Raw genomic sequence first — 16,431 nt, 5'->3', positions numbered from 1 at the left:
TTCACAACGGCGCAGTTGCCGTGATGGAGATGGGAAATGGCCTACACCGCTGATGTCAATCGATGGCGCGGCCCTTCGGACCAATACCAACAGTACGAGCGCCCCCGCATGCTCGATACGCCCTGGCATCCCGGCTGGATCGCCGTGACCATTCTCGGCTTCATCATCTGGTGGCCGATCGGACTTGCCCTTCTCTTTTTCACACTCGGGAGCAGAAGAATGTCGTGCTGGAGCCACCAGGATCGCTGGCAGAACAAGATGGAAAAGATGCAGTACAAGATGGATCGCATGCGCGACCGCATGGATCGCCGCGGCTTCGGCTTTGGCTTCGGCCCGCCGTCCTCCGGCAACCGCGCCTTCGACGAATATCGCGCCGAGACGCTGCAGCGCCTCGAGGAAGAGCAGCGCGAGTTCAAGGATTTCCTGACCCGCCTGCGTCACGCCAAGGACAAGGAAGAGTTCGACCAGTTCATGGCGCAGCACAAGACGCGTCCGACCCCGCCGCCGACCGACCAGCAGCAGGGTTGATCCGAAGAAGTCCACCTCTCAAAGCCTTCAGGCGCATGCCCCCAAAGTCCTGATGGCCCCGAGCCGCCCGCCTGCGCAACCCGCAGGCGGGCGGTTTGGTTTTGGGGGGGCGGCTGGGCAGCCGCGACGTTCAGATGGCCTTGCAGGTCACCCTGGTCAGCGAACCGTGACGAGCTGCGCGCGAACCGACGATAGGAAATGCTCGTAGGCGTGGTCCACGATCTCGTTGAGCGATCGCGTTCGCGCGAACATCGCCCTGGCTTCGGCGAGGAACTCGTCGCGGGTCGGGATCTTCGGCAGATGCAGATGCGTCAGCGCATCGACGCTCTCGTGGGCGCGATTGAAGATGTCGTGCAGCGTCGGCAGTTGCAGCTGGGCCAGGTCGGCCCTGTGCAGCGCCGACGAGATCGCGTGCGCCAGCGCGTGAGCGTCGAACTGCCCGGCGAGCTGGCGGGCTGCCCTGTTGATGACCCGTGCGCCGAGCTGCTGCTCGTTGCGCAGCACCAGTTCGGGCGGCGCCTTCATGTTCCAGACGATGCCGAACCAGGACAGGACCTTCAGGATGTAATAGGTCACGTCGACCTCCCACCAGCGAAAGCCTTGTCGCACGCTGCTCTGGTAGGCGTGGTGATTGTTATGCCAGCCCTCTCCCAGGGTGAGTAAGGCCAGCAGCCAGTTGTTGCGGGAATCGTCGCCTGTCACGTAGCGCTTGCGTCCATGGACATGGGCCAGCGAGTTGATGCAGAAGGTCGCGTGATAGACCAGCACCGTGCTCCAGAGGAAGCCGACGATCAGACCTGACCAGCCCGCAGCCAGGAAGCAGAGCACTGCAAGCACGACGGCCGGCAGAAGCTCCAGCCGATGCAGCCACATCAGCTCCGGATAGACCGTGAGATCGCCGACCTTCACGAGGTCGGTCGCGTCGTGCTGCCGGTAAAAAATCCAGCCGACATGGCTGTACAGGAAGCCGCGTTGGCGCGGTGAGTGCACGTCCAATTCGGTATCGGAATGGAGATGATGGTGCCGATGCTTGGCCGCCCACCACAGAACGCTCTTCTGTGCGCTGCTCTGCGCGAGACAGGCCAGGATGAATTGAAACGCGCGCCCTGTCGCAAAGGCCCGATGAGAGAAATAGCGGTGGTAACCTGCCCCGATTGCGAACATGCGCACGACGTACAACGAACCGCAGATCGCGACGGCCTGCCATGTGACGCCCGACCAGATGGCCGCGAAGCAGCCGAGATGGACCAGCACGAACGGTATGGCGGAGGGGTACATGACGTCGTCATGGTGGTCGTCGGCGAGCGCGTTGGGCGACATGTCTTGGCGTGACCTTGGGTGAGGGGGATCGGGTATTCGCATCGGCCGCGCAGGACGTCGGGTGCGAAAAACCCGCGGGTGGCGGACCACCGCGGGGGGCTTGAGATGCTCTGCGTGTACATCCCCGGCCAACGCAGCGCCGGCCGAATAGCAAGCGAACTATATGGTCGCGGGTGCCTGGCATGCAAGCTCGTAGCCTCACGGGGAGCTGCGGCATGTTGTTTGGGGGCCACGCGTGCGCCGTGGCGCGGGGGCCACCCACGTCCTATATTCGGCACCTGAGTAGGACGCGCCAGAATACCGGAGGCGGCAATGGCGGAAGCTGCGACGATGGCGAGCGACAGCCTTTGGCGGAGACTTCGCAGCGAGGCGCAGCGCGCGGCCGCTGCCGATCCCGTGTTTGGCAAGGCGCTCGCCGGCGCCATTCTCGCTCATGATGATTTCGCCGCGGCGCTCGCCGATCTGATCGGCCAGCGGCTCGGCAGCAATGCCGCCGAACGCGCGCGCTTCACATCCTTTGCCCGCGACGCCTTTGGTGGCGAGCCGGACCTGATCGAAGCTGCCAGCCGAGATCTCGTGGCCATCGCGCGCAGCGACCCCGCCGTCGCCGGCCTGCTGCCGCCGCTGCTGCATTACAAGGGATACCTCGCCCTGCAGGCCTGGCGCGTCTCGAACTGGCTGTGGCGCCACGATCATCGCGATGCCGCGCTGCTGTTTCAGAACGAGGCCTCGAACGTGCTCCAGGTCAGCATTCATCCGGCTGCCTGCATTGGCTCCGCGGTGTATCTCGACCACGCCAGCGGCATCGTGATCGGCGCCAACGTCGTCATCGGCGACGACGTCACCATTCTCCAGAACGTCAGCATCGGCCGCAGCAGTGAATTGCCGGCGCGCTCGCCGCGCATCGGCTGCGGCGTCTTCATCGGCGCGGGCGCGAGCATCCTCGGCGACATCAGCATCGGCGATCTCGCGAAGATCGGCGCCGGCACCATCGTGACGCGCGATATCCCCGCTGGCTGCACCGCGGTCGGCAATCCCGCGCGGCTGATCAACTGCCCCGAGGCAGCATCGGCCGCCTGAGGGCCCTCGCTTACGCGGCGCGGCGACGTTCGCCGCCGTGATGCGGGCTGACCGGCTCCGAGCTGGTCTGGCCCGGCGCATCCAGCACCGCGACGTGGTGGCGGTAGACCATCTCCCAGCCCTTCCATCCCGTGAACAGAAGGATGCCGACTACGATCAGCGACAGCACGACGCCCCATGGCTTGATCGCCGCCTCCGCGCCTTGGGCGTAGCGGAGATAGAAATTGACCAGGGCCAGCACGACCGCCGCGAGATTGCCGACCATGTGATACCAGGCATCGTTCAGGCGGCGGATGCGGGGCTCGCTGAAGAAGTCGGTGAAGCCGGCTGCGGCGGCAACCAGCGCCATGACGATGCCGGCGCCGATCAGCCACATCGCGGCGCGCGCCCAGAAGCCGTCGCCGGTTCCGATGAAGGCCAGATCGGCGATGGGGGCGCCGACCAGGAACGCGATCGGGAACGGGATCAGCATGGGGTGGAGCGGGTGATCGCCGATGGCGGCGGTCGTCTTGGGGTTGATCGACATGGCAGGACCTCGCTGAAAGTGATTTTCCGGACAATTTTTGGCGCGAAAGCTGGTTCCTCCGGCTGCCTTGTGCGCGGAACCCGTGCTCCGGGTGCGACGCAGCGTCCCTTCATCCCCCTGTGCGGCCTGCGTTTCCCGCAGCCAAATGCGCTGCCGGTAACCCCGCATTAACCATCGGCGGGCTCTGGTAAGGCTGGACAGGCGTGCCCGGAGCCCGACGTCAAGGCCTGGGGTCGAGGCCCCTTAGTTTTGACATCTTGGCGGGGAATGCAGGCGGCCGGCTTTAACGAGCCTTTGGACGAGCCCTGCACCCCAGAAAGACAAGGCTTTGAGCAGGCTTGCCGGCCGCGCGGGTCCAGCGCGGCTGTTGGGGAATACCGGCCGAGATTTGCTGGCCGAAGGACATTAGGTAACGATCGCCTTGAGAGGATACTGCTTATGAATCCGGCCGAATTGGCTCAGTCAGCCCTTCCGGTTGCTGCCTCCGCCGACGTGTCGCTGATTGCGCTGTTCTGGCAGGCTCACTGGATCGTGAAAGCGGTGATGCTGGGACTTCTGTCCTGCTCGGTCTGGGTCTGGGCGATCGCCATCGACAAGATCTTTCTTTACGCGCGCACCCGCCGCTCGATGGACCGGTTCGAGCAGGCGTTCTGGTCCGGCGAGTCGATCGAGGAGCTCTATCGCACGCTGTCGGCCAAGCCGACGCATTCCATGGCGGCCTGCTTCGTGGCGGCGATGCGCGAGTGGAAGCGCTCGTTCGAGAGCCATGCCCGCTCGGTCGCAGGGCTTCAGATGCGCATCGACAAGGTGATGAACGTCTCGATCGCGCGCGAGGTGGAGCGGCTGGAACGGCGCCTCTTGGTGCTCGCGACCGTCGGCTCCGCCGGCCCCTTCGTCGGCCTGTTCGGCACGGTCTGGGGCATCATGTCGAGCTTCCAGTCGATCGCGGCGTCGAAAAATACCTCTTTGGCGGTGGTCGCCCCCGGCATCGCCGAGGCGCTGTTTGCGACCGCCGTCGGCCTTATCGCCGCCATTCCTGCCACTATTTTCTACAATAAGTTCACCTCCGAGGTGAACCGGCAGGCCCAGCGGCTCGAGGGCTTTGCTGATGAATTTTCAGCCATCTTGTCCCGTCAGATCGACGAGCGGGGCTGAACGACGGCATGTATAGTGTGAAGGGCAATTTGGGCACGCGATCATGGCCATGAACGTTGCGAGTTCGTCCGGCGGCGGCGGGCGCCGCGGCCGGCGCAAGCCGGTCGTGGCCGAGATCAACGTCACGCCGATGGTCGACGTCATGCTGGTGCTGCTCATCATCTTCATGGTGTCGGCGCCGATGTTGACCGTCGGCGTGCCGCTCGACCTGCCCCAGACCAATGCCAAGAGCCTCGAAAACAACGACCAGAAGCCGATCCAGATGTCGGTCGACATCAAGGGCAAGGTGTTCATCAACGATACCGAGATTGCGCTGAATGAGCTGATCCCGAAGCTGAAGGCGATCACCGATGCGCGCGGCGGCCTCGAGGAGCGCATCTATCTGCGCGCCGACAAGAAGGCGGATTACGGCACCGTGGCCAAGGTGATGGGCCAGCTCTCGGGCGCCGGATTCAAGAAGCTGGCGCTCGTCACGGAAGCGGATCAGGGGTCTTGAGGCCGTGAAGGTGAACGTCGACAAGACACTCGTTGCGTCGATTGCCCTGCATGTCCTCGTGCTGGGATGGGGGCTCGTCACCTTCAGCAGCAAGGCCTACATCGCGCCGGAGGAGTCGCTTCCGGTCGACATCATCTCCACCGATCAGCTCGCCAAGATGATGGCGGGGCAGAAGACCGGCAAGAAGGAAGAGCCGAAGCCCAAGGTCGAGAAGATCGCCGAACCGAAGCCCGAGGAAGACGCCGTCGGCAAGGTCACCGAGAAGAAAGAGCTGATCAAGACCAACTCGCAGCCGGAGCCGCCGCCAAAGCCCGTCGAGAAGCCGGTCGAGAAGAAGCCGGAGCCGCCCAAGCCCGTCGCCGAGGCCAAGCCGAAGGAAGAGCCGAAGCCGCAGGACAAGAAGCCTGATCCGGCCAAGGAAGATCCGATCGCCGAGCTGCAGAAGAAGATGGAGACCAAGAAGCCGCCGCCGAAGCCCGTGGAGCAGAAGGTCGCGGCGGTGCAGCCGCAGCAGCAGCCCAAGCCCAAGGAGCGCACCTTCGATCCCGCGCAGATCCAGCGCGACCTCGACAAGCGCGCCGCGACCCGGCACGAGCTCGCCGGGTCGACGCTGAACGCGTCGGCATCGCTGGGGGCGGCGACCGGGACGGCCGCCAACAATGTCGCGACCTGGCGCGGTGCATTCCAGGGCGCCGTCAAGCGCTGCTTCACCCCCACCTATAACGGGCAGGATGCCGATCAGTACGAGGCCGACATCGACATTCCCATGAAGATCGACGGATCGCTCGCCTCCGAGCCGATCGTCGTCGCAGTGCGTGGACCGTCGCGGTCGATCGCGCAGGCGGTGGCGGAGAGCGCCAAGCGCGCCATCGTGCAGTGCCAGGTCTATTCCTTCATGCCGAAGCAGCAGTACGAGAGCTGGAAGCTCATTCCGATGACTTTCGGCCTGAAAGATATGTTGTGACATCCGAACAAAAGAATTTTGCGATGAATGACGTGAGCTCGATGAACCGCCGCCGCTTCATGACCCTGACCGGATCGACGCTCGCGATGCTCGGGAGCGGACGCGCCTTCGCTCAAGGGCAGGAGGGGCGCCTGCGCATCGATCCCACGGCATTCCAGCCGATCCCGATCGCGATCACCAGCTTCCTGCCGGGCTCGCCGTCCGACGGCGACGTCGGCAACGGCGTCACGCAGGTCATCACCAACAATCTGAAGCGCTCGGGCCTGTTCGCGCCGATCGACCAGGCCGCCTTCATCGAGCGCATCAACAACATGGACGTCGCGCCGCAATTCCAGAACTGGAAGACCCTCAACGCGCAGGCGCTCGTCACCGGCCGCATGACGCGGCAGCCGGACGGCCGTCTCAAGGCCGAATTCCGTCTGTGGGACGTCATCTCCGGCCAGCAGCTCGCCGGCCAGCAATATTTCACCTCGCCGGAATATTGGCGCCGCATCGCGCACATCATCTCCGACCAGATCTACGAGCGCATGACCGGAGAAAAGGGCTATTTCGACAGCCGCGTCGTGTTCGTGGACGAGACCGGGCCGAAGGAGCGCCGCGTCAAGCGGCTCGCGATCATGGACCAGGACGGCGCCAATGTGCGCTATCTGACCCGCGGCTCCGACCTCGTGCTGACGCCGCGCTTCTCGCCGAACTCGCAAGAGATCACCTACATGGAGTTCGGCCAGGGCGATCCGAAGGTCTATCTCTACAACATCGAGACCGGCCAGCGCGAGATCGTCGGCAATTTCCCCGGCATGACCTTTGCGCCGCGCTTCTCGCCGGACGGCCAGCGCGTCATCATGAGCCTTCAGCAGGGCGGCAATTCCAACCTGTTCGTGATGGATCTGCGCTCGCGCTCGACCACGCGTCTCACCGACACGCCGGCGATCGACACCTCGCCGTCCTATTCGCCCGATGGCAGCCGGATCTGCTTCGAGTCCGATCGTGGCGGCAGGTCGCAGATCTACGTGATGAGCGCGGGTGGCGGACAGGCGCAGCGCATCTCCTTCTCCAAGGACGACACCAACGCCAGCTATTCCACCCCGGTGTGGTCGCCGAAGGGCGACTACATCGCCTTCACCCGGCAGGGCGGCGGCCAGTTCGCGATCGGCGTCATGAAGCCCGACGGCTCGGGCGAGCGGCTGCTCACCTCAGGCTTCCACAACGAAGGCCCGACCTTCTCGCCGAACGGCCGCGTGCTGATGTTCTTCCGCGATCCCGGCGGCAACGGCGGGCCGTCGCTGTACTCCGTCGACATCTCCGGCCGCAACGAGTTGAAAGTGCCGACGCCGGGCTTTGCCTCCGACCCGGCATGGTCGCCGCTCTTGTCCTCGACGTCGGGTTGACGACATCGCAACCGAAACATCGCGCGTTCAGACGCGCGATGTTTTCGAAAAAACGCGCCGATTTTTCCGCGTTCTCTACGAAGGGCAACACTTCCTTCACCTTGTGCCCCGGCGAGAGTTTCCTACCTGCCTGATATATCAGGCGAAAATCATTTCGTCGTTGCCGAAAACAACTCGACTTTAACGATGTTCCCTCAGAAAAGCTTCACCTGAAGTGGATAAAAGTACGCGGCAAACAGGACGCGCGTACAAACACCAATGCAGTTCGCAAGCCAGAGCAGAGAGCCGGACCAGGCCTCGCCGACGATCTCGGCGGCGCTGACCGATTCGCTGTTCGAAGCTCCCGGCACGGTGCTTACCGGCATTGTGTTCTCGGCGTTCTCCGCCTCGCTGACGGCGCTCAAGACCGGACAGGTGCTGCTCTGGGGCTTTGTTCCGCTTCTCATTCTTGCGGGAGCTATACGCGCTTTCGATCTCAGTCGATACCAGGCCCAAAAATCGGTTCTGAGCGCCGAACAAGCGGCGCGTTGGCAGAAGCGCTACCAGATTGGAGCGCTCATTCAGGCGGCCGTAATCGGTCTCTGGTGTTCCACGACGCTGTTGAGCAATGAAGATGCCGTCGCCCACATGATTGCGCTCTCGGTCACCACCGGAATCGTGGCGGGAGGGGCCGGGAGAGCTTATGGACGGCAGTGGATATTTCGTCTGCAAGCCACTCTGATCTTCGGACCGGCCGTGATCGCGCTGGCGCTGCACCGCACGCCCTATTACGTCGCGATGTCCGTCGTCTGCGCCGCGTTCCTCCTTTCGGTCATGCGTCTGTCCGGCAATCTGCACAAGATATTCTTGCGCGCAGTTGTCGCACGCGAACGCGAGGCTGCGCTCGCCGGCCAGTTCGACACGGCGCTCAACAACATGCCGCACGGGCTCTGCATGTTTCGCATCGACGGCCAGCTCGCGGTGATGAACCACCGCTTTGCCGCCATGATGAAACTGCCCGGCAATCTCACCCAGAGCAGCATGACAGCGCGCGACATCGTCGCCGCATGTGTCGAGGGGGGATCGATCTCGGCCGCGAGCGGCGCCGCGATCATTGCCGATATCGAAAACGCGCATGCGAAAGAGATCATCACCGCCGACCCCGATTCACAAAGGAACCGTTCGCTGTCATGGACCGTCCAGCCGATGGCTGACGGCGGTGCGGTGGTGCTGCTCGAGGACATTACGGAGCGGCGCACGGCGGAGGCCAGGATCAGCCATCTGGCCCGCTTCGACGATCTCACGGCGCTGCCGAACCGCGTCAGCTTCCGTGACGAGATCGAGCGACTGCTGGCGAGCACGCATCATGCCGAGCGGCTCTCCGCACTGCTGTTCATCGATCTGGACCAGTTCAAGCAGGTCAACGACACGCTCGGCCATCCCTGCGGCGACCAGCTCCTGTGTGCGGTGGCCAACCGCCTGCGCGAGATGCTGCGGCCCGAAGATTTCGTCGCCCGCTTCGGCGGCGACGAGTTCGTCGTGTTCCAGCAGAACCTCGCTTCGCCGGAGGACGCGGCGGCGCTCGCCCGCCGCATCGTCGAGCGGCTGAGCGAGCGCTATCGCATCGACAATCACCTGGTCGAGATCGGCGCCAGCGTCGGCATCGCGCTGACCTCGCCGGATGGCACCAGCGCCGACACGCTGCTCAAGAACGCCGACATGGCGCTGTACCGTGCCAAGGCCGACGGTCGCGGCACCTTCTGCTTCTTCCGCGACGAGATGGCGGCGACCGTCGAGGCCCGCCGCATCCTCGAACTCGACCTGCGCAAGGCGCTCGCCAACGAGGAGTTCGAGCTGTTCTATCAGCCGCTGGTCAATCTGAAGTCCGGCAAGATCACCACCTGCGAAGCGCTGCTGCGCTGGAATCATCCGGTGCGCGGCACGGTGTCGCCGATCGACATCATCCCGGTCGCCGAGGACATGGGCCTGATCGTCGATCTCGGCCGCTGGATCCTGCGCCGCGCCTGCGTGGAATGCATGAAGTGGCCGGAAGGCGTCAGCGTCGCCGTCAACTTCTCGCCGCAGCAATTCCACCAGCGCGACGTCCTGAGCGAAATCCGCTATGCCCTCGAAGTGTCGGGCCTGCCGGCGCATCGGCTCGAGATCGAGATCACCGAGTCCTCGCTGTTGCGTAACACCCAGCTGACGCACGACATCCTGTCGCAATTGCACGCGCTCGGCGTGCGCATCTCGCTGGACGATTTCGGCACCGGCTATTCCAGCCTCAGCTATTTGCACAACTTCCCCATGCAGAAGGTGAAGATCGACCGCTCCTTCCTGGAAGGCATCGACTCGGACCGTCCGCTGACGCTGCTGCGGGGGGTGGCGCGGCTATCCGCCGACCTCGGTATGTCGGTGGTGGTGGAAGGAATTGAATCCAACGAGCAACTCGAGCTCATCAACGCCGACGGGACAGTGACCGAAGCGCAGGGATACCTGTTCAGCCGGCCAGTCCCTGCCGTGCGCATTCGTCAGCTGCTGAATGCCTCCTACGGCGTTCGCGGCGGCAACGATCAGTCCCTCGCAGCTTCGGCGCGATCGATCGCCTGACCTCCCTTCCGACTTCACAAAGGCTCTTCGTGTCGGTGTTTTTACGGGGAGCAAAAGGTTAACCCTAACGTTTCTAACGCTTTGCAATTTCTTTAAGGAACTATTAACTTGTGCTCACTCGCGGAAGTTGCTTGCAGCGTAGGGGTTATTGATGAAGTCCGGGGCCGAACCGCAAACGGCGCTTGTTCCACGCGGAGCCGCGCTGTTTGAGCGTGTGGATTATCGGCTCATCGAAACGGAAGAGGACACGGATCGCCTCCATCGGATGCGTTACCATGCCTATTTGCACGCCGGGCTGATTCCGCCGTCGGAATCCCAGCGGGTGACCGACCGTTTCGACGACGCGCCCAACGTCTGGAATTTCGGGGTCTACGTCGACAACGAACTCTGCAGTGCCGTCCGCATCCACGTTCTGACATTCGAATGGCGGATGTCCTACACGACCGAGGTGTTCGGTGACGTGCTGCATCCCCGCCTGGACCGGGGCGAGGTCTTCATCGACCCCTGTCGATTCGTCGCTGATCCGGAAATGCAGCAGCGGTTCCCCGAACTGCCTTATCTAACGGTGCGGCTTCCCTTCGTCGCCTGCGAGCACTTCAACGCCGATGTCGGACTCTCGATGGTGCGCACCGATCATCAGGCGTTCTACCGCCGCGTGTTCCTGTCCGAGACTCTCACCGAGCCGCGTTCATTTCCGGGCTGGCCGACCAAGAAGGCCGTCCTGATGGCCTCGGACTATCCTAGAGTCCGGGAAAAGATCCTCACGCGCTTCCCCATCATGCGATCGAGTGCGTTCGAGCGGCGGATGCTGTTCGAACGTAGCGCCCCCCGGATTGCCCCATCGCGGCCGGTTCTCGTTGCCGGCGCGGCTGCGCCGGCCTGAACCCTTCAGTCCGTGAGCGGCTTCAGCGGCCGCCGGGGTCGATCCTGGCGGAACGGTGTTTTGATCATCGACCGGCTTGCCTTCACCCTCGCGCCACATTTACAACCCATTAACCATGGCGTTTGCTTTTCGCTGGTTGGGGGCATTTGACCGGCTGTGGCAAGGTTCCGTCAAGGTTGACGGAACGTTCGCTTAACCAACCCCCTGTAGACCGGACAGCAGTGGACTAACGTGAGCGTGGAGGCTCCGGAATGAAACATCCTATGCGTATCCTCCAGGGATTGAAGCTGGCCGCGGTGCTCGCCGTCGCGCTGTCGATGGGCGCCTGCGCCAACAAGAATGCCGCGACGGATGCGATGGCCAATGCGGCGACGCCCGGCAGCCAGCAGGACTTCGTCGTCAATGTCGGCGACCGCGTGTTCTTCGAAAGCGACCAGACCGATCTGACCCCGCAGGCGATCGTGACCCTGGAGAAGCAGGCGCAGTGGCTCCAGACCTATCCGCGCTACTCCTTCACCATCGAAGGTCATGCCGACGAGCGCGGCACCCGCGAATACAACATCGCGCTCGGCGCCCGGCGTGCCCAGTCGGTGCGTTCGTTCCTCGCCTCGCGCGGCATCGACCCGAACCGCATGCGCACGATCTCCTATGGCAAGGAGCGGCCGGTCGCCGTCTGTAACGACATCTCCTGCTGGTCGCAGAACCGCCGCGCGGTCACTGTCTTGAACGCGAGCTCCTGACGATCGGTCAGGTCCCCGGCGGTCAGTCAGGTGCCGTTCAGCTTTGGAATTGGATGATGCCGGCGCCCTCTCGGGCGCCGGTTTCGTTTCAGCATTCTGTGACTGAAAACCCCTTGGTATCAGTCACATTTTTGGCGTACTCCACTTCAATGTGTGGCGCGTCGAGGGTTCCGTCGCAGGCCATTTCGCTTTCGTCGTCAGGGCAAGATGTCATCCAGATTTAAGGTCTTTACCGGCACCGTGGCGACCGCCGCGCTGCTCTCTTTGTGCTCGCCCGCACTCGCACAATCGGGCTACGGACAGTCGGAAGATGCCGACCCGGAGATGCGGATCGAGCGGCTGGAGAACCGGCTGCGCCAGCTCACCGGCCAGAACGAGGAGCTGCAATATCGCAACCGCCAGCTCGAAGAGCGGCTGCGGGCGCTTGAGGGCGGTGCGCAAGGCGCGCCCGGACAGGCACCCAACGTCGCGGCGATGCCGCCCGCGCAGATCGCACCGAGCCAGATTGCACCAGGTCAGGCCGGGCCCGGCTACCGCCAGCCGCCGCAACAGCAGGCCGCGCAGCCTGCTTACGAGCAGCCGCAGATCGCTGCGCCCGCGCCGATCGTTCAGGAGCAGCCGGCGCCCGGCGGACCCGGCACGCGCCGCCGCGGCGATGCCTTCGACCCCAACCAGAACCCGAACGCGCCCGGTGCGCCGCGCGCACTCGGCGGCGGGCAGCAGCCGATGCCGGCGGTCACGCCCGGCGGCGGCCGCAATGCCGGCGAGCCGCTCGATCTCGCCAACACCAGCCCCCGCTACCAGCAAGGTGTGCCGCCAGCCGCGCAGCCCGGCTATCCGCCGGTGCAATCGGGTTATCCCGCACCGGCCGGGGGCGCTGCCTTGGCCACCCTGCCGCCCTCGGCGACGCCGCGCGACGAGTTCGACCTCGGCATCGGCTACATGCAGCGCAAGGACTACGCGCTGGCCGAGCAGACCATGAAGAACTTCACGCAGAAATATCCGAGTGACCCGCTGCTTGGCGACGCGCAATATTGGCTCGGCGAGAGCTATTTCCAGCGTCAGCAATATCGTGACTCCGCGGAAGCATTCCTCGCCGTCACCACCAAATACGAGAAATCGGCCAAGGCGCCGGATGCGCTGCTGCGGCTCGGCCAGTCGCTCGCCGCGCTGAAGGAGAAGGAGGCCGCCTGCGCCGCCTTCGGCGAGATCGGCCGCAAATATCCGCGCGCCTCGGCGAGCGTCAAAGCCACCGTCGATCGCGAGCAGAAGCGGGTGAAGTGCTAGAGCATGATCCGGAAAAGTGTGCAGCGGTTTTCCGAAAAGATCATGCTCAAACAAGAGCGGTCGCTGACAAAACCGATGGCGTTGCGCTAAACACTCGGTCCATCCGCGGACGATTGCAGCGTCATGTCAGACGACGACAATTCACCGATCTCGGCGCGCGAGGCGAGGCGGCTCTTCGCGGGCCTGAAAGATGCGCCGGCGCTGGTGCTCGCGGTCTCCGGCGGGCCCGATTCGGTTGCGCTGATGTGGCTTGCGGCGCGCTGGCAGCGCAGCCTCGCGCGAGCCCCGCAAATCACGGTCGTGACGATTGATCACGGCCTGCGCCCGGAAGCCGCCCGCGAGGCGCGCGAGGTCAAGCGGCTCGCCGCCGCGCTCGGATTGCCGCACCGGACTCTGCGCTGGCGCGGTGAAAAGCCGAAGACGGGGTTGCCTGCCGCTGCGCGCGAGGCCCGCTACCGTCTGCTTGCAAAGGCCGCGCGTGCCGCCGGCGCGAGCCATGTCCTGACGGCCCACACCCGTGACGATCAGGCCGAGACCCTGTTGATGCGCCTGTTCCGCGGCAGCGGACTTGCCGGGCTCTCGGCCATGGCTCCTTTCACCGCGCGCGAGGGAATCGTGCTGGCGCGTCCGTTGCTCGATGTCCCCAAATCGCAGCTGATCGCGACCTTGCGGCGGGCGAAGATCGGCTTTGCCGAGGACCCCAGCAACCGGGACGCCGCCTTCACCCGGCCGCGGCTGCGCGCGCTGCTGCCGCTTCTCGCGGCCGAGGGTGGCGATGCCAGGAATCTGGCGCGGCTCGCGGCAAGGCTGGCGCGGGCCAACGCGGCGATCGAGGTGCTCGCCGACGGCGCCGAGCGCTTCCTCCGCGTGCGGGATCGCGGCGATGCGCCGCAGGTGGGCGTCCGTAGCTTCGAGGCCTCCGCTTTTGCCGCCCTGCCGGAGGAGGTGCGGCTGCGGCTGCTGCTGCGGGCCATCAACGCGCTCGGTCATGAAGGGCCGGCGGAACTCGGCAAGGTCGAAACCCTGATGTCCGTGCTTGATCGGGCGACCGCCAGCCCCCGTGCAGCCGCAAATGGCCGGCCGGTCCTCAAGCAGACCCTTGCGGGAGCCTTGATCAGCCTTGCCGGCGGGCGTATCCAGATCGCGCCGGCGCCGGCCCGCCGGCGCAAGGGCAGATGAGCGCGACAGAGAAGCGGATCATGACACCGGTCAATTCGCGTCCGTGCCCGTCAGGCCACCTTAACCAGGCAGGAAAAACCCCGGTTTGGACGCCATTATTTCAGCGGGAATCGCGGTAAGATGGGATAAATAGTCCCATCTCGTTCCCTTGGCAGCGACCGGGGCGGCACCTAAATTGTATGCGTCCAACGATGAGGATTCCTTGGGATTTCCTCGCATTGACGGAAGTAACGACCCAAGGATCAGGGCCGCGATCCGCGCGACCACGAAGGAAGATCGATGAACGCCAATCTGCGCAATTTCGCCCTCTGGGTCATCATTGTTTTGCTGCTGTTGGCGTTGTTCACGCTCTTCCAGAATCCGGGTCAGCGGGCCTCCTCGCAGGACATCGCCTTCTCGCAGCTGCTGAGCGAGGTTGACCGTGGCAATGTGCGCGACGTCGTGATCCAGGGGCCGGATATTCACGGCACCTTCACCAACGGCTCCAGCTTCCAGACCTACGCGCCGAACGACCCGACGCTGGTGAAGCGCCTCTATGACAGCAAGGTGCAGATCACCGCGAAGCCGCCCGGCGACAACGTGCCGTGGTTCGTCTCGCTGCTGGTCTCCTGGCTGCCCTTCATCGCGCTGATCGGCGTCTGGATCTTCCTGTCGCGGCAGATGCAGGGCGGCGCCGGCAAGGCGATGGGCTTCGGCAAGTCGCGTGCGAAGATGCTGACGGAGGCCCATGGCCGCGTCACCTTCGAGGACGTCGCGGGCGTGGATGAGGCCAAGCAGGACCTGCAGGAGATCGTCGAGTTCCTGCGCGATCCGGGCAAGTTCCAGCGCCTCGGCGGCCGCATCCCGCGCGGCGTGCTGCTGGTCGGCCCTCCTGGCACCGGTAAGACCCTGATCGCGCGCGCGGTCGCGGGCGAAGCCAACGTGCCGTTCTTCACAATTTCGGGTTCGGACTTCGTCGAGATGTTCGTCGGCGTCGGCGCCAGCCGCGTCCGCGACATGTTCGAGCAGGCCAAGAAGAACGCGCCCTGCATCATCTTCATCGACGAAATCGACGCCGTCGGTCGTCACCGTGGCGCCGGCCTCGGCGGTGGCAATGACGAGCGCGAGCAGACGCTGAACCAGCTGCTGGTCGAGATGGACGGCTTCGAGGCCAACGAGGGTGTGATCCTGATCGCCGCGACCAACCGTCCCGACGTGCTCGATCCCGCGCTGCTGCGTCCGGGCCGCTTCGACCGCCAGGTCGTGGTGCCGAACCCCGACGTCGTCGGCCGCGAGCAGATCCTGAAGGTTCACGTCCGCAAGGTGCCGCTGGCGCCGGATATCAACCTCAAGACCATCGCCCGCGGTACGCCCGGCTTCTCCGGCGCCGACCTGATGAACCTCGTCAACGAGGCCGCTTTGACTGCCGCGCGCCGCAACAAGCGGATGGTGACGCAGGCCGAGTTCGAGGAGGCCAAGGACAAGGTGATGATGGGCGCCGAGCGCAAGTCGCTCGTCATGACCGAGGAAGAGAAGCTGCTGACGGCCTATCACGAGGGCGGCCACGCCATCGTCGGCCTCAACGTGCCCGCGACCGATCCGATCCACAAGGCGACCATCATCCCGCGCGGCCGTGCGCTCGGCATGGTCATGCAGCTGCCCGAGCGCGACAAGCTGTCGATGTCGCTGGAGCAGATGACCTCGCGCCTCGCCATCATGATGGGCGGCCGCGTCGCCGAAGAGCTGATCTTCGGCCGCGAGAAGGTGACCTCGGGCGCGGCGTCCGACATCGAGCAGGCCACGCGCCTTGCCCGCATGATGGTGACGCGCTGGGGCCTGTCGGAGGAGCTCGGCACCGTCTCCTATGGCGAGAACCAGGACGAGGTCTTCCTCGGCATGTCGGTGTCGCGCACGCAGAACGCCTCCGAAGCCACCGTCCAGAAGATCGATTCCGAGATCAAGCGCCTGGTCGAGGAAGGCTACAAGGAAGCGACCCGCATCCTCACCGAGAAGCGCGCCGATCTCGAGACGCTGGCCAAGGGCCTGCTCGAGTTCGAGACGCTGACCGGCGATGAGATCGTCGACCTGCTCAAGGGCAAGAAGCCGAACCGCGAGTCCGTGCTCGAGCCGACCACCCCGCGCGCCTCCGCCGTGCCCCCGGCCGGCAAGCCGCGCCCGCGTCCGGATCCGGATCCCGGCCTCGAGCCGCAGCCGCAGGCGTAATTCCAAGCGGCAACTGAGATCGAAAAACGCGGCGGCAACGCCGCGTTTTTTGTTGGCCGAGGTGTTGCCGCTTTGCTCCGGTCTCGTGCCCCGG

The 16,431-nt window shown here is 64.7% G+C and carries 14 protein-coding genes; 12 read left to right on the top strand and 2 right to left on the bottom strand.

Going from position 1 to position 16,431, the window contains the following annotated elements:
- The first annotated feature begins 36 nt into the window (after window positions 1-36).
- Window positions 37-528 (top strand): DUF2852 domain-containing protein, encoded by a 492-nt coding sequence (locus XI05_RS17580; protein WP_172784786.1) that lies wholly within the window; start codon window positions 37-39, stop codon window positions 526-528.
- 156 nt (window positions 529-684) lie between these two features.
- On the opposite strand, the gene XI05_RS17575 is transcribed toward XI05_RS17580, so the two are convergent.
- The gene (locus XI05_RS17575) at window positions 685-1,848 is read right to left on the bottom strand and encodes an acyl-CoA desaturase (protein ID WP_271503893.1); all 1,164 of its coding nucleotides are present in this window, start codon (window positions 1,846-1,848) and stop codon (window positions 685-687) included.
- A gap of 312 nt (window positions 1,849-2,160) precedes the next feature.
- On the opposite strand from XI05_RS17575, the gene XI05_RS17570 reads away from it, so the two are divergent.
- Window positions 2,161-2,928: a serine O-acetyltransferase gene (locus XI05_RS17570; RefSeq protein WP_271503890.1), complete on the top strand. Its 768-nt coding sequence runs from the start codon at window positions 2,161-2,163 to the stop codon at window positions 2,926-2,928.
- Window positions 2,929-2,938: 10 nt separating this feature from the next.
- On the opposite strand, the gene XI05_RS17565 is transcribed toward XI05_RS17570, so the two are convergent.
- Window positions 2,939-3,454, bottom strand: coding sequence for a DUF2231 domain-containing protein (locus XI05_RS17565; protein ID WP_271503887.1), 516 nt, complete (start codon window positions 3,452-3,454; stop codon window positions 2,939-2,941).
- A 438-nt stretch (window positions 3,455-3,892) separates the two neighbouring features.
- Here XI05_RS17565 and tolQ point away from each other — a divergent pair, with 438 nt between their 5' ends.
- The 10 genes from tolQ (at window position 3,893) to ftsH (ending at window position 16,337) form a co-directional block, all read left to right on the top strand.
- A complete protein-coding gene (gene tolQ, locus XI05_RS17560) occupies window positions 3,893-4,609 on the top strand; it encodes a protein TolQ (RefSeq protein ID WP_172784782.1) in 717 nt (238 codons plus the stop codon).
- A 43-nt stretch (window positions 4,610-4,652) separates the two neighbouring features.
- Window positions 4,653-5,105: a protein TolR gene (tolR, locus tag XI05_RS17555; protein ID WP_172784781.1), complete on the top strand. Its 453-nt coding sequence runs from the start codon at window positions 4,653-4,655 to the stop codon at window positions 5,103-5,105.
- 4 nt (window positions 5,106-5,109) lie between these two features.
- Window positions 5,110-6,069, top strand: coding sequence for a protein TolA (locus XI05_RS17550; protein ID WP_172784780.1), 960 nt, complete (start codon window positions 5,110-5,112; stop codon window positions 6,067-6,069).
- Between the two features lie 41 nt (window positions 6,070-6,110).
- Window positions 6,111-7,457, top strand: coding sequence for a Tol-Pal system beta propeller repeat protein TolB (gene tolB / locus XI05_RS17545; RefSeq protein WP_442869285.1), 1,347 nt, complete (start codon window positions 6,111-6,113; stop codon window positions 7,455-7,457).
- Window positions 7,458-7,715: 258 nt separating this feature from the next.
- Window positions 7,716-10,046 carry a putative bifunctional diguanylate cyclase/phosphodiesterase gene (locus tag XI05_RS17540; protein WP_212254257.1) on the top strand — a complete coding sequence of 777 codons (2,331 nt, stop codon included), beginning with the start codon at window positions 7,716-7,718 and terminating at the stop codon, window positions 10,044-10,046.
- Window positions 10,047-10,197: 151 nt separating this feature from the next.
- Window positions 10,198-10,929, top strand: coding sequence for an N-acyl amino acid synthase FeeM domain-containing protein (locus XI05_RS17535; RefSeq protein WP_271503882.1), 732 nt, complete (start codon window positions 10,198-10,200; stop codon window positions 10,927-10,929).
- 251 nt (window positions 10,930-11,180) lie between these two features.
- Complete coding sequence (pal, locus tag XI05_RS17530; protein WP_018641585.1) at window positions 11,181-11,669, top strand: peptidoglycan-associated lipoprotein Pal; 489 nt, start codon at window positions 11,181-11,183, stop codon at window positions 11,667-11,669.
- A gap of 207 nt (window positions 11,670-11,876) precedes the next feature.
- Complete coding sequence (gene ybgF, locus XI05_RS17525) at window positions 11,877-12,956, top strand: tol-pal system protein YbgF (RefSeq protein WP_271503879.1); 1,080 nt, start codon at window positions 11,877-11,879, stop codon at window positions 12,954-12,956.
- A gap of 123 nt (window positions 12,957-13,079) precedes the next feature.
- Entirely contained in the window at window positions 13,080-14,135 is a 1,056-nt protein-coding gene (tilS, locus tag XI05_RS17520) for a tRNA lysidine(34) synthetase TilS (protein ID WP_271503876.1), read from the top strand.
- A gap of 279 nt (window positions 14,136-14,414) precedes the next feature.
- Entirely contained in the window at window positions 14,415-16,337 is a 1,923-nt protein-coding gene (gene ftsH / locus XI05_RS17515) for an ATP-dependent zinc metalloprotease FtsH (protein ID WP_035998585.1), read from the top strand.
- Window positions 16,338-16,431: the final 94 nt, after the last annotated feature.

Origin of the sequence: Bradyrhizobium sp. CCBAU 11357, from assembly GCF_028128865.1 — a bacterium.
In the GTDB taxonomy this organism is placed as follows: domain Bacteria; phylum Pseudomonadota; class Alphaproteobacteria; order Rhizobiales; family Xanthobacteraceae; genus Bradyrhizobium.
This window is presented reverse-complemented; position numbering and strand designations above follow the sequence as displayed.

Coding starts and splice junctions, on each gene's coding strand:
- XI05_RS17580 (WP_172784786.1), top strand. CDS start 37: ATGGCCTACACCGCTGATGTCAATCGATGGCGCGGCCCTTCGGACCAA.
- XI05_RS17575 (WP_271503893.1), bottom strand. CDS start 1,848: ATGTCGCCCAACGCGCTCGCCGACGACCACCATGACGACGTCATGTAC.
- XI05_RS17570 (WP_271503890.1), top strand. CDS start 2,161: ATGGCGGAAGCTGCGACGATGGCGAGCGACAGCCTTTGGCGGAGACTT.
- XI05_RS17565 (WP_271503887.1), bottom strand. CDS start 3,454: ATGTCGATCAACCCCAAGACGACCGCCGCCATCGGCGATCACCCGCTC.
- tolQ (WP_172784782.1), top strand. CDS start 3,893: ATGAATCCGGCCGAATTGGCTCAGTCAGCCCTTCCGGTTGCTGCCTCC.
- tolR (WP_172784781.1), top strand. CDS start 4,653: ATGGCCATGAACGTTGCGAGTTCGTCCGGCGGCGGCGGGCGCCGCGGC.
- tolB (WP_442869285.1), top strand. CDS start 6,111: ATGAACCGCCGCCGCTTCATGACCCTGACCGGATCGACGCTCGCGATG.
- XI05_RS17540 (WP_212254257.1), top strand. CDS start 7,716: ATGCAGTTCGCAAGCCAGAGCAGAGAGCCGGACCAGGCCTCGCCGACG.
- XI05_RS17535 (WP_271503882.1), top strand. CDS start 10,198: ATGAAGTCCGGGGCCGAACCGCAAACGGCGCTTGTTCCACGCGGAGCC.
- pal (WP_018641585.1), top strand. CDS start 11,181: ATGAAACATCCTATGCGTATCCTCCAGGGATTGAAGCTGGCCGCGGTG.
- ybgF (WP_271503879.1), top strand. CDS start 11,877: ATGTCATCCAGATTTAAGGTCTTTACCGGCACCGTGGCGACCGCCGCG.
- tilS (WP_271503876.1), top strand. CDS start 13,080: ATGTCAGACGACGACAATTCACCGATCTCGGCGCGCGAGGCGAGGCGG.
- ftsH (WP_035998585.1), top strand. CDS start 14,415: ATGAACGCCAATCTGCGCAATTTCGCCCTCTGGGTCATCATTGTTTTG.